This window comes from Poseidonocella sp. HB161398 (genome assembly GCF_005870025.1).
GTDB lineage: Bacteria > Pseudomonadota > Alphaproteobacteria > Rhodobacterales > Rhodobacteraceae > Mangrovicoccus.
The window spans coordinates 1-13,299 of record NZ_VATA01000068.1; the positions used below are offsets into that span (position 1 = coordinate 1).

Annotated in this window: 7 protein-coding genes and 2 pseudogenes; 6 read left to right on the plus strand and 3 right to left on the minus strand. The window is 65.9% G+C overall.

Annotation, left to right across the window (positions count from 1 at the left end):
- A partial coding sequence (locus FGX59_RS30415; protein ID WP_138471460.1) for a DEAD/DEAH box helicase occupies positions 1-490 on the plus strand: 490 nt, incomplete at its 5' end.
- Positions 491-2,056: 1,566 nt separating this feature from the next.
- Here FGX59_RS30415 and FGX59_RS30420 read toward each other — a convergent pair.
- From FGX59_RS30420 to FGX59_RS38975, 3 genes and pseudogenes are all read right to left on the minus strand, one after another.
- A pseudogene (locus FGX59_RS30420) lies at positions 2,057-2,777 on the minus strand (ATP-binding protein); the annotation flags it as partial.
- Positions 2,778-3,350: 573 nt separating this feature from the next.
- Positions 3,351-4,361 (minus strand): annotated as a pseudogene (locus FGX59_RS39850) (hypothetical protein); the annotation flags it as partial.
- Positions 4,362-4,652: 291 nt separating this feature from the next.
- Positions 4,653-4,910, minus strand: coding sequence for a hypothetical protein (locus FGX59_RS38975; protein ID WP_240722803.1), 258 nt, complete (start codon positions 4,908-4,910; stop codon positions 4,653-4,655).
- A 1,360-nt stretch (positions 4,911-6,270) separates the two neighbouring features.
- Between FGX59_RS38975 and repA the strand changes: the two genes are divergently transcribed.
- The 5 genes from repA (at position 6,271) to FGX59_RS30450 (ending at position 13,298) form a co-directional block, all read left to right on the plus strand.
- Positions 6,271-7,374, plus strand: coding sequence for a plasmid partitioning protein RepA (gene repA / locus FGX59_RS30430; protein WP_240722804.1), 1,104 nt, complete (start codon positions 6,271-6,273; stop codon positions 7,372-7,374).
- 2 nt (positions 7,375-7,376) lie between these two features.
- Positions 7,377-8,345, plus strand: a complete 969-nt coding sequence (gene repB / locus FGX59_RS30435; RefSeq protein WP_240722805.1) for a plasmid partitioning protein RepB — start codon at positions 7,377-7,379, stop codon at positions 8,343-8,345.
- Positions 8,346-8,563: 218 nt separating this feature from the next.
- On the plus strand, positions 8,564-9,772 hold the full coding sequence (gene repC, locus FGX59_RS30440; protein WP_138471466.1) for a plasmid replication protein RepC: 1,209 nt from the start codon (positions 8,564-8,566) through the stop codon (positions 9,770-9,772).
- A gap of 204 nt (positions 9,773-9,976) precedes the next feature.
- On the plus strand, positions 9,977-10,987 hold the full coding sequence (locus tag FGX59_RS30445) for a TAXI family TRAP transporter solute-binding subunit (RefSeq protein ID WP_138471468.1): 1,011 nt from the start codon (positions 9,977-9,979) through the stop codon (positions 10,985-10,987).
- Between the two features lie 103 nt (positions 10,988-11,090).
- Positions 11,091-13,298 carry a TRAP transporter fused permease subunit gene (locus FGX59_RS30450; protein ID WP_138471470.1) on the plus strand — a complete coding sequence of 736 codons (2,208 nt, stop codon included), beginning with the start codon at positions 11,091-11,093 and terminating at the stop codon, positions 13,296-13,298.
- The last annotated feature ends 1 nt before the right edge of the window (position 13,299 follow it).

Here is a 13,299-nt window from a genome sequence, read left to right on the forward strand (position 1 = left end):
CCTGTCAGAGCTCGTCGCCGAGGGCCGCCGCGTCCTGGTCTTCTCGCAATTCGTCGAGATGCTACGGCTGATCGAGACGGACCTCGCGGCGGCAGGCATCGCCTCGCTGTCGCTGACCGGCGAGACCCGCGACCGCGCCGGGGTGCTGGAGGCCTTCTCCCGTGGCGAAGCGCCGGTGTTCCTCCTGAGCCTGAAGGCCGGGGGCACCGGGCTGACGCTGACCGAGGCGGACACGGTGATCCTGTATGACCCGTGGTGGAACCCGGCCGTGGAGCGCCAGGCCATGGACCGCGCCCACCGGATCGGCCAGGAGAAGCCCGTCTTCGTCCACCGCCTGGTGGCGGCGGGCACGGTGGAGGAGAAGATCCTGGAGATGCAGGCAAGGAAGCAGGCCCTGGCCGACGCGCTCTTCGACGGCAGCGGCAGCGCCGCGGAACCGCTGCTCGACGAAGCGGCGCTGCGGGACCTCTTCGCCCCGCTGGCGCCCTGATGGCCGCGCTGCCGGTGCAGCGCCCTGTCCCTGCCACCTCGCCGGACCCTGTCCCGCCGGCCGTGCCCGGCCGGCACCGCGGCCGGAAACCGGCACGGCGCCCGGCCGATGCGGATTGCAGCTGTCGAGGTCTTCTCCGGCGTCCGGAAGACACGGACAGCGGAGAGGCAGGCCAGACGGGGCCCGCCACTTCATGGAATTGCAGTTCCTGGATGCGAAAGGGCTCTGCCCCGGCTCTCCGTGACGTCGCGTGTCATCAACTGGAGCGCGCCCGGCATCCCGCTGGACTTGCTCCCGAGGCCGGAAACCGGATCGTCCCCGGCGGCAGTTGCCGGGAAGGGTCCTGGCCGGCAATACTGTGCCGCCACCAAGGGAAATGACGGCACAGTTCTGCCTGAAGCCGAAATGTAAGCCAACCTGGGAGCATGGTGCCCGGCCTCTGCAGTCCATCTGGCATCCTGCGTCCACCATACGTCAACTCTTCCCATGGTTGTGTCACGGACCTGTGACGGGCCAAGCCTCGAGCCCAGGGAGGCGCTCCGGAAGACGTGCCGCCATGGAAGAACCATGGCGGCACGGTCAGCGAGGAAAACACCGTGGAGAGTGCCGCCCCGTGACATCGGCACACCGGGTGCATCCCGGATCCGGCGCCTGTCATTACCCTAACGTCATTCTCGATTCAGGTTGTTCCAGTCCCCATCCCCTGCGGCCGGGACCGCGCGGCGATCGAGCTCAAGATTCTAGCTGGTTCCAGCGTGGCCCTGCGATCCGGAGCCTGGAATCGCGGTCCCCTCCGACTGCCGGGAAACCCTGGTAGCCGGAGGGGGGCCCAAAAACAGGGCCGCACCTGATCAAACTACATGTCTTCAATGTGATAGGGCTCTGCCCATCTCTCCGCAAAGGCTCAGGTCAATGAAATGCATGGGAACACTATGATCTTCATGATGCCGCAATGAAGGACCGGAACCGGATAGCTCCCCGATGAAACGGATAGGGACCCTACCCCTATGGGTAGATACCCTATGATTGACACAACCAAAGACCGAGTTCCGGCGCCGGCCGTAGCCGGGAGAACCTGGACCGGGTCCGCCAGCGCCGGGCCCTGTGCAGAAGCCCGCCCGGAGGGACGGCCGGCCGCTGCGGCGCTTTTCCATCCTTATTCGCCTCAAGCCGCCGCCACCTGCGGCCCCATGCATGTCCGGTAATCCCAGAGAATTGCAACTTACGGCGACAAGCCGGTTGACCTGCCCACTCGAGCCCCACACGCACAAGAGAATTGCGCTGGTTGGTGCGCTGCTCGCAACCTTTGGACCGCCGGGAGTTCGGTTCTCCCGGCTCTGATCAGGACGACGGGCCGGTGGCGCCATCGTAATAATGCACGGCAATCGGGACGTTGTACCCGACAGAGCTGAGGGGACAATCCTCGTTTTAGCTGTTGATATCCGTTGAGACCTGACTCGGGCTTTCCCTCGCGAATTGTCCTGCGTGCAGACGATGGAGCCCTGTTCATGCGGCGATCAATGCCGGTCAGTTGTCCTTCCTGGGTCTTGCCGCCTCGGAGCTGGCTTAGAAGCGGTAGCTGCCGCCGCCGGTCTCGAGAATTTGGCCGCCGTGGCTGAGACGGTCGAGAAGTGCAGTTGTCATCTTGGCACCGCCGAACAGCGAGCCAGTAAAGGCGCCATTGGTTCGCGCCCACTGCCGAACGCCCATTCGCTGAAGCTGAAGTTGGTCATGATGATGACGCTGGTTCGCTCGTAGGCTCGGCTCGAGAAGGTGGAACAGCAAGGCGCCACCGGTGGCGCAGAACGGACAGGTATCCAAGCTCGTCCAGGATCACCAGATCCGCGCGCACGAGGGCCCCGGCGATCACGCCCTGCGCCTTTCCCGCTCGAGCGTGTTAACGAGATCGACCGTCGAGAGGAACCGGACCTTTCTGCGGTGATGTTCCACCGCCCGAACTCCCTGGGCGGTCGCGACATGCGTCTTGCCCGTGCGGGCCCGCCCCTCTCGGGACATCGCCGCACAATGCCCTGCCGGGAGGCGGATCAGGACGACATTCTGCGCGCCATCGGGGCTCTCGCAGCGGTGGAACTGGCGCACCAGCCCCCCGCTGAATTCGTCGTCCATAGGGATCTGACCGATGGCGCCGCGATGCACAGCCCCCCAAAACGGAGCCCGGCCATGTCCTGGGAGGCCGGGAGGTCGCCCCCGGTCCGAGGCTCGTGGCCGACGTGGTCCTCATGTCATAGGCGATGGACCGCAGCTCGCGTTCCGCAAGCTCTGGCTTCGGCGGCGGCGACAGGATCGAGCTCAAATGGCCGGGATACCCTCCCGAATCGTTTACTGCCCCTCCTCACAGCTCGAAGGCTGGCGCGCCCTGTTTCGTAAGGTCGTCAACTGGTCACGCTCGAGGCGCGTATGCGGCATTACGCCACATCACATATCTTCAAGCTGCGCGACCCATGATGAGAGTTACGCCGTTGGCCGGATCATGACGCATTGCGGCTCTCCTCCGCCCTGACCTGCGGCCCATCATAGTGCCCGACATCAGCCTTCGGCTCCTTCGACAGCGCCACGGCCTCCCGAGGCGCCGCCTCGGGCAAGCTGCGCGTAGCGCCGGTCAGCCGGAGCAGACGGTTCGCGACATGAGACCTGGCGGGGACGCCGGCCTGCAGGACCAGTTCCACCGAGTCGCGCACGGCAGCCCCATCATGCTGCGGCTCGCGGGCAAGGCATCGACCATCTTCCGCTCGCCACCCGGCCGCATCAGAAGCTGTTGCTGGGGGGCCGAAAGGCATCGGGCAACTCCGGGAGTGGAGCGTCCGCCATGGGTCTCAGACCAAAGGCGTCCACATGGCTCACTCCGGAGCGCGCCCGGCTTCCTCTGGACCGAGCCATTTTCCGCCATTGGTCCAACGAGTTGCCAGCGGATGCGCCACCGGTTCGAGCACCGCAGGCGACGGCGAGGGGCGAGGTAGTGCCGCCAGTCGTAGATCGTTCGGTTCGGCAGATGGCGGGAGCGCTGGATCAGCGGCGGGTGCTCGCAGAGGAGCTGTCCCTCGGCGGCGTCACGACGAAGGCGTGCCCCCGGTACGACAACGAGGCGGTCGGGGTAGAGCCGGAGGCCGACCGGGCGGTTGGAAAAGGGTGCGCAGGGACCGTGGCGCCAGCGGCGCCGCGAAAGCCCGCCGCACGGGACACTGTAGCGGTTGCCTTCGAAGGTGATCAGACCCCTTTCGGGATGCTTGCATCGCGTGCCGGGCAACAGTTCGGCGATACGCGCTTGCCCTGTTCGACGAAGCCGTCGAAGGCCGTCGGCAGCGGCATCAGCGATGCCCTCTCCGCGGCCCAGGCATCCGCGACGCTGCCCGGCAGCGTGCCATGCCGGGTCTTTCCCGGAGTTCGACGCAGCGCATTTTCAGCCGCCGTTCATCGTAGCGAGGCCAGGGAGTTGCCAATTGTGGCGCCATTGGTCCGAGCTCAATGGGCGACGGCATCCGCTGGAGGATCCGGTGGCGGGCGTCCTGCTTGTACTTCTCGACTGGTCCTCTCGCCATTTGCCGCTCGGACCAATTGCGCTCAACGGCTCGTTCCCAGCCAGCCGCCGAATTGCAGAATTCCCGTTCGAAGACATAGAGGCTGGCTATTCTCAGGAAGCGGGTATTGACGTGGAGCGCCCTGCCCTTGCCCATCCGGTCCAACGCCGTCTTGTCCGGAATGGGCCTCGAACCATCGCCGCGCCATGCCGAACCGTCATAGCTGCCACGCCGCGGGCCGTCGAAGGTGAGGCGCAATCCGCCACCGGTCCGAGGATGCCACGTGCGAAGCCATGCCATCGGGCGTCGAACAGCATCTCGTGGGTCTGCAGAAGATCGGCACGGACGAGGAGTTACCGCCGATCCGAGCAGAGATGGCAACGAGGCTTTGCCCCAGCTTGATATGGGCCACCTGAAGCTTCGCGGGATCGCGCCGATCACCGCCCAGTCCCCGCTTCAGTTTAACTGGAAGGCCTCGCCAGGCTTGTAGGCGCGCCCCGGCCCTGGCTCTTGCGATGGCGCACCTCTTTCCAGCGGCGCGCGAAGGCAGCGACGCGGTTGCAGGAACCCTCGCGGCCGAGCGCTGCAAGTTCGGCAGGCAGCTGTTTCACCGTCCGCCGCTGCTTTCACGGCTTGCCCGCCTCGATCTCCAGCCGGGCCGCGCAAGTTTCCAGCTTGTTCGACCGCTCGGGAACCTGAAATTGCGGGTCAACTGTTCGGGCCCGAAGGCACTTGCGGATGGTTCTCCATGAACGCCCGTCCGCCGGGACATCACCCGGATCGAAAGCCGTTCCCGCAATGCCCAGCGTCGGATCACGCTCGGAAATACAATATCCATCACTCCGTCGGCCCCCGCTGGTCACACCGGAGGCAGGGTCAAACATGGGTCAGTTCTCCGTGGAAATTTCCGGGATGCCCGGGGTCAGTTTGCAAAGACAGTCAACGGCCTCAACTTGAATATCGAATCCGGCGGTTTCGCGACACACTGCCTGTCCGCGAAGCAGGCAATTGCCATTATCTCAGCAAACAGGGCTTTGGACCCGGTTTGCCGGGCTTTCGGCGGGTTCCCGAAGCCTGCAGCGCCATCCGCCTCTCGAGGTCTGAAATTGGCGGCACATGTGGCCCTCGGCCCCTAAGAACAGCAAAGGCACTCTGGCATTCAGCCGGAGCACCGCGCCCGGCAGGGAAATTCCCGTTCTCCGCAGGAAATTCGGACGGACCTAGTTTTCCAGCCCCGGGCGACACGACGCAATTGTCAGCCATTGCCGCGCCAGAGGGCGATCGCCATTTTCCGCATCGCAGGACAGACGTGCAATCGCCGACGTGCAGCGCAGCAACTTCGGATCACTGAAAAGCGCGAGAAGGGGACCATTTGCGGCAAACGTGGGCCACTGACACTGGGCAGGGATGCTGCGACCAGCCGGACCCGCCGATGAGTGTCGTCGCCGTGACGGGAGACCGTGACGGGAAGCAAGCCCCCTGCCCCACCGCGACCGGGAAAACCCGAACTGTGCCGACCGCCAACTTGCCGCCGAAGCGACCATCCCGTCACCTATCGCTTCGACGCCCCCGCTCTGCGCTCAGCCGGTCGAGAACCCGGGATGCCGAGGCAGTCATGCGCAGACATCTCGACTCCGCGCGGCATCAAGACAAGTCTGGGCGGCGCGCAACTGATAGAGCTTTGGCCCGAAGGTACCCCGTTCGGGATTGTGCCTGGAAGATACCGTGCCCACAGGAGGGGGAGCCACCCGATCCTCGATCCGACGCGCAGCACCGGCATGAAGGACGCAGCGCGGCTGCAGGCATCCACCCGGAGCTGTCAGCTGCAAGTTCGTTTCATCCAGCCCTCGGCTGATCCGAGAAGGCGTTCCGGGCAATCGTTCGGGCAAGTCCGTCGATCATGTCATCGGTTTGCAGCGGCGCCGCTGGGACGAGCGAGTTAACAGCTGTTATCTGCGCCGTTGCCTGGCCCTTGGCCGGACGTCCGCCACCCAGATCGCCACCCCGGTTAACAGCTGTTAACCGGCCAGATTCGAATCGAGCGCTCCAGTCGGCCGAAAGCCCGAAAAAGCAAGTGATAGTTTGCACTTGACTTGGGACAGTGAATCGCGGCCATAGTCCATCAGGTTGCGCAAATAAGCGCCAATGAGCAGAGAAACGCAAACCATGATCGAGACTGCACCCATTCAGGCGGGGACACAGTCGGAGCTTACCCGCGAGATGGCGTCCCGTCTACAGACGGCTTTGACGACCCATCTCATGCAGGCCTATGCGCCGGACTACAGCAAGATGCTGCGGTCCTTCTCGGCCACCGAGGCGGCCGACCTCCTCGGCGTGACCGGGCAGTTCCTGCGCAAGTGCCATAGCGAGGGCAGCATCCCCGAGCCGACCGAGAACCGCGGCGGACGCCGCTTCTACTCAGCCGAGGAGATCCGCGAGGCCCGGCGCATCCTGGAGGCCGGCTCGCGCAAGCCAGGCAAGTACATTCCCGGACGCCGCGAAGGCGACAAGCTCCAGGTCATCCAGCTGATGAACTTCAAGGGCGGCTCGGCGAAATCGACCAGCTCGATCCATCTCTGCCACTACCTGGCGCTGCAGGGCTACCGCGTGCTGGCGATCGACCTCGACCCGCAGGGCAGCCTGTCGGGCTTCTGCGGGATCCAGACCGAGCTGGAATTCGACGGCGTCTCGATCTACGACGCGATCCGCTACGAGGACCCGGTGCCGATGGCGGAGTGCATCGTCGACACCTATTTCCCGGGGCTGCATCTGGCACCCGCGCGGCTGATCCTCAGCGAGTTCGAGACCGAGACGGCGATCAGCGCCGGGCGCGGCGTGTCCTTTTTCGACCGGCTGACGAACGCGATCTCCACCGTCGAGGAGAATTACGACATCGTCGTCATTGACAGCCCCCCGGCGCTCGGCTTCCTGACGCTGACCGGGCTCTATGCGGCCACGGCGGTGATCGTGCCGATGACCCCGAGCATGCTCGACCTGGCCTCGACCCAGCAGTTCATCGAAATGACCTCCGCCTATCTGGAGGTGTTCGAGAGCACCGGGGTGAACCTGAACCACGACTTCTTCTCCTTTCTGATCACCCGGGACGATCCCTCGGACATCCCGAGCCAGCAGATCGTCAGCCTGATGCGGGCGCTGTTCCAGGACCGGGTGATCCACGCGACCGGGCTGCGCAGCACGGCGATCGGGGATGCCTCGATGCTGAAAATGACAATCTACGAGGTGTCGCGGTCCGACATGACCCGCACCACCTATGACCGGGCCAGGACCAGCATGGACGCCGTGGGCGCCGAGATTGCCGGCATGGTCCAGACTGCTTGGGGACGCTGAACATGGCGATGGGAAAGAACAAGACCGGCATCATGGCCGCCATCACCGCGGCGGCCGAAGCCAAGCCCGCAGCGGGCCGGGCGCATCACTCGCTGCCCAAGGGCACCATCGGCTCGGTCCGCGCCGGGCTCGGCGGGATCCAGGAGATCGACACCGGTCTGATCCTGCCCTGGGGCCCGAAGGACCGGATGGATGTCGAGTTGACAGGTGTTAACTCGGACGAGGCACAGGCCTCCATCGACGAACTCGCCGAGAGCATCCGCGGCTCCGGCCAGCAAGTGCCGGTGCTGCTGCGCCCGTCTTCCACCGAGGACGGCCATTTCGAGGTGGTGTATGGCCGCCGCCGGATCCTGGCCTGCAAGGCGGCCGGGCTGCCGGTCAAGGCGCTGATCCGGACCATGGATGACAGCCAGGCGCTGATGGCGAAGGGGCTGGAGAATGCCAGCCGCGCCGAGCTGAGCTTCTACGAGCGCGCGCGCTTCGCCCAGACCATCGGCGCGCAGGGCCATGACCGTGCCGAGATCATGCAGGCGCTGGCCATCTCCAAGAACACGCTCTCGCAGCTCGAGCGGATCACGCGGCTCGTCCCCGACGAGGTTGGCGACGCCATCGGCCCGGCGCCTGCATCAGGGCGGCCGAAATGGATGGCGCTGGCCCAGATCTTCGAGCGCGGCGTGGCCGATGGCGATGCGGCCATCGCGATCCTGTCGCGCACGGCTGACACCGCGACCTCGGACGAGAGGCTGGATTTCCTGCTGAAGGAGATCACCCGCCGGGGGGCGCGCAGCAGCGAACGGGCGGAAAGCATGCCGGTGCCTGGCGTCACCATCCGCAGTGCGCGCAGCGCCATCACCATGTCCGTCAAGCGGGCGGGAGAAAGCAGGGCCTTTTCGGACTGGCTGGACAGCCATCTCGAAGAGGTCATCCGGGAATCCTACGAGAGGTTCCGTTCAGAGAACCCCGGGGACTGAGCGCGAGTTGACACCTGTTAACTCGTGAAACGAGGCAGAGACAGAAAGGAGAATGCGGGCAAAAGAAAACCCTCAGAACCGAAGTCCCGAGGGCTGTAAGCTGATCGCGTCCGGCAAGACGTGACCAAGTTTGACACCTAATCAGTAGCAGTCCCCGAAATTTCGAACAATGAAAAACGTCTTTGGGCGACCGGTTTTCTGCTGTCTGCTGACAGGACATGATCCATTTCAGGCAGGCCCCGGACGGGGCAGGGCATCCGCAGGCTGCGGATGCCGATGGGACAGGCGTCCCTGACATCCGGCGCACGGGCTGGCGGCGGCAGGACGAATCGCTGTTGCGCGCCGAGCAGCTCGGCCGGGAAGGGCAGGGGGCAAGCGTCGCCAAGACAGAGGCTCTGATCGCCCTGAAGCGCGCTGCGCCGCTGATCGGGCTGAAGCCCGCGCAGGTGATGCTCATGGACACGCTCTGCGCCTATTCCCGTCCGCAGGACTGGGAAGAGGGCGAGACGCCGGTCGTCTGGCCGTCGAATGCGCTGCTGATGGAGCGCACGGGCCTTGCGCTGACCTCGCTGCGACGACATCTGCGGCGACTCTGCGAGGCCGGGCTGCTCGTCTTCCGCGACAGCCCCAATGGCAAGCGCTGGGGACGGCGCGCCGCGGACGGCCGCATCACCGAGGCGTTCGGCCTCGACCTCTCTCCGCTTGCCGCGAGGGCAGGGGAGCTGCGCGACTTGCATGAACGCCACGCCGCGGAACGCAATGCCGCCCGCCGCCTGCGCCAGCAGGTCACCGCGCTCACCCGCACCCTGGCCGACCGGCTGGAGCTGCTTCCCCCGTCACAGCAGGCCGCCCGCCGAGACGCCTTCGCCGAGATTGATACGCCGCTGCCCCGACATGCCGGACGCCCCGAGCTGGCCGCCCGTGCAGAGGCGCTCGGCCTTCTCCTCGCCTCAGTGGATGCCGATCTGGCACCCAGGGGCACCGGAACTGGCACCCACATAGAGGATACAAATCAAGATCAAAAAAACACCTGTACTGAAGCTGCTGACGACGATCCCTGCCTGATCGAACCGGCGGGCCCCGAACCGTCCCGCATCCACCCCCGACAGCTCCTCGAGGCGCTTCCCTCTTTCGCGGCCTGGGCTGCACCGGGAACCGGCGTGGAAAGCTGGCGGGACCTTTCGGCCATCTGCGAGCGGCTCTGCCTGATGACCGGCATCCCCGTCCATCTCTGGCAGCGAAGCCGCAGAGTGCTCGGAGAGCCGGGGTCCGTCCAGGCCATGGCACTGGTGCTGGAGAAGAGCGCGCAGGGCCTCGTGCGGGCGCCGGCCTCCTATCTGGCGGGAATGATCCGGAAAGCGGAGAAGGGCGAACTGCGTCTTGAAAGATCGATCCGGGGCAGGCTGCGGCTTGCCGCCCTGCCGTGATCCGCAAGACGGGGATGCTGTGCCTGCCTAAATTCCGGGCGACCCGATGCCATATCCGGCATCAGCCGCCGATATGGCTATACATTCCCTATGCGAAACAAATATTCTTGAAGGGCAATCGAACTTCGCCTCTTCTTCCGGCCAATGCGCCGGGTCAATCGCGGCGCTGCTGAAACAAAGACAAGTACAGGGACACGTTCCGAAATGAGCTTTCTCGCACGTTTCGCCGGTGCGGCCACCGCCGCGCTGCTGATCGCAGGCACCGCCACCGCGCAGTCGCCGACCTTCTTCCGCATCGGGACCGGCTCGGCCGGGGGCACCTATTTCCCGATCGGCGGCATGATCGCCAACGCCATTTCCGCCCCTCCGGGCTCGCGCCCCTGCGACGAGGGCGGCCAGTGCGGCGTGCCCGGGCTGATCGCCATCGCCCAGTCGACCACGGCCTCGGTCTATAACTGCCAGGCCGTCGAGTCCGGCGAGCTGGAGGCCGGCATGGCCTCGACCGACGTCGTCCGCGCCATGTACCTGGGCGAGGGCAAGTTCGAGGGCAAGCCGCATCCGAAGCTGCGCATCGTCGCCAAGCTCTATCCCGAGGACCTGCACCTGGTGCTGCCGAAGGGCTCGGACATCAAGACCATGGCCGATCTCGAGGGCAAGCGCGTCGGCATCGCCGAGGCGGGCTCGGGCACCCAGGTCGCCGTGCTGCACATGCTGGAGCAGTGGGGCATCACCCGCGACAATATCGATGAAGCCGAGCTGAACAACTCGCAGTCGGCCGAGCGCCTGGCCGATGGCCAGCTCGACGCCTATTTCTACGTGGCCGGCTGGCCGGTCGCCGCGATGGTGCAGCTGGCCTCCACCAAGGGGATGGACCTTGTCAGCTTCTCCGGCGAGGACATGGACAAGATCGCCGAGGTGGAACCCGCCTATATGCCGTCGCTGATCCCGGCCGGGGCCTATGAAGGCGTCGACTACGACGTCAACACCCCGGCCGTGACCGCGCTGCTGGTGGTCTCCGAGGATCTCGACGAAGAGCTGGTCTACGGCATCACCAAGGCGCTGTGGAACGACAACAGCCGCAAGCTGTTCGATTCCGGCCATGCCAAGGGCAAGCAGATCACGCTCGACACCGCGATCTCCGGGCTCGACGGGCTGGGCGTGCCGATGCATCCGGGCGCCGAGAAGTTCTACCAGGAAGCCGGCATGATGGAGTGAGGCCCGACCGGTCCACTTCCCGGGCGGCCCGTCGCGGCCGCCCTTTCGCGTCTTACCAGTGACCTGCCCGCGCCCCGGCGCGGCGCCTTGCGGGAGCCTGCCCATGACCCCCAGCACCGAACCCGGCGAGCTGAGCGCCGAAGAGCTCCGAGAGATCGAGCGCAAGTACGACGAAGGCGCCGCCACGCGCTCGGTCGGCCCCGGCATGGCGCTTGCCCTGCGCGGCGTCGCGCTCTCCTTCGCGCTCTACCACTACATCACCGCGGGCTTCGGCATGCCCTCGGACCGCTGGCACATGGGCTGGCACCTCTCCGGCCTCTTCATCCTGATCTACGCCTTCTACCCGGCGATGCGGACAAGCGGTGCCTACGCGCTGAAGACCGGGCGCTGGCGGATCGGCAACGTCCCGGTGCCCGATCTGGTGATGATGGCCTTCGGCGTCATCTGCTCGCTCTATATCGGCTTTGCCTGGCATGGGATGCCGCTGCTCGGCGTCGAGGAGCAGACCTTCCGGATGGGCAATCCGGACATCTGGGACATGATCTTCGGCTGCATCCTGATCCTGCTGGTGCTCGATATCGCGCGGCGCACGCTGGGCTGGATCCTGCCCGCGATCATCTGCGTCTTCATGGCCTATGCGCTCTTCGGGCCCTACTTCCCGGGCATCCTGCAGCATCCCGGCGTCAAGTTCCGCACCTTCGTCAGCTCGATGTACTTCCCCTCCGAGGGCATTTTCGGCGTGACGCTCTGGGTGACCTCGACCATCGTCTTCCATTTCGTGCTGTTCGGGGTGATCGCGCAGCGCACGGGGCTGGGCAAGCTCTTCATCGACAATGCGACGATCCTCGCGGGCAAGTACCGCGGCGGCCCGGCCAAGGTCTCGGTCGTCTCCTCCGCCTTCTTCGGCACGATCTCGGGCAGCTCGGTGGCGAACACCGTCTCCACGGGCGCGCTGACCATCCCCAACATGAAGAAGCTCGGCTATCCCGGCCATTTCGCCGGCGGCGTCGAGGCCGCGGCCTCGGCGGGCGGGCAGATCACCCCGCCGATCATGGGCGCGGCGGCCTTCATCATGGCCGAGTTCCTGGAGCTGCCCTACACGACCATCGTCATCGCCGCGATCTTCCCGGCGCTGCTGCACTATGTCGGCGTCTTCACCGTCGTCCACCTGATGGCGCGGCGGCTGGGGCTGAAGGGCATGGCGGCCGACATGCTGCCGAAGCTGCGCGAGGTCTGGGCCGAGGGCTGGGCGAACCTCATTCCGCTCGTCGGCATGCTCGCCATCCTCTTCGCCGGCTACACGCCCTACATGTCCGCCTTCTGCGGCATCTCGCTGACACTGATCACCGGCATGGCGCGCTGGCGGGCGCCGATGACCCTGGCGCTGCCCGCGGCCTTCATCGCCTTCGTTGCGTGGAAATACGCGGGCGACGGCTTCGACGCGGTGAATTCCCTGCTGCTGATCGCTGGCGCGGTGCTCGGCGTCTTCAACCCGCAGACCCGGATCAGCGTCCTGGACATGGCCGAGACGATGGAGACCGGGGTGAAATACGCGCTCGCGGTCGGCGCGGCCTCGGCGGCCGTCGGCATCGTGGTCGGCGTGATCAACACTACCGGCATCGGCTTCCGGCTGGGCTTCATGGTGACCTCGGGCGCGGCCTCGCTGGCCTCGGACCTGCACGGGCTGATGAGTTTCGGCGCCTTCGAGCTTTTCTCGGTCCAGGACCTGACGCTCTTCCTGTCGCTGATCCTGATCGCGCTGGCCTGCATCCTGATGGGGGCGGGCGTGCCCACGACGGCGCTCTACATCATGCTGGTCTCGGTGGCGCAGCCCGCGCTGGCGCAGCTCGGCGTGCCGCCGATCGCCAGCCACCTCTTCGTGCTCTATTACGGGGTCGTGGCCGAGATCACGCCGCCGGTCTGCACCTCGGCCTATGCCGCCGCCGCCATCGCGAACTCGAACCCGTTCCGTACCGGCGTCTCGGCCTTCACGCTGGGGCTCGGCAAGATCGTGGCGCCGATGGCCTTCGTCTATGCGCCGGTCCTCCTGATCGTGGGGCAGGGGGGCTTCCAGGTCTTCCCCTTCCTATACTCCTCGGTCTCGGCGATCGCGGGCGTCTTCGCGCTCTCGGGCGCCGTGGTTGGCTACCTGGCCGGGCCGGTGGCGATCTGGGGACGGGTGCTGCTGGCGCTCTCGGGGCTCGTCTTCATCGCGCCCTCGCTGACGGCGGACCTGATCGCGGTGCTGATCGCCGCGCCGGTCATCCTAAGCCAGATCGCGGCGCATCGCGCCGCCCCTGTGGAGGCCTGAC

Excerpts from the sequence above, each read along its gene's own strand:
- FGX59_RS30450 (WP_138471470.1), top strand. The coding sequence starts at position 11,091 with ATGACCCCCAGCACCGAACCCGGCGAGCTGAGCGCCGAAGAGCTCCGA.
- FGX59_RS30445 (WP_138471468.1), top strand. The coding sequence starts at position 9,977 with ATGAGCTTTCTCGCACGTTTCGCCGGTGCGGCCACCGCCGCGCTGCTG.
- repB (WP_240722805.1), top strand. The coding sequence starts at position 7,377 with ATGGCGATGGGAAAGAACAAGACCGGCATCATGGCCGCCATCACCGCG.
- repC (WP_138471466.1), top strand. The coding sequence starts at position 8,564 with ATGATCCATTTCAGGCAGGCCCCGGACGGGGCAGGGCATCCGCAGGCT.
- FGX59_RS38975 (WP_240722803.1), bottom strand. The coding sequence starts at position 4,910 with ATGTTTGACCCTGCCTCCGGTGTGACCAGCGGGGGCCGACGGAGTGAT.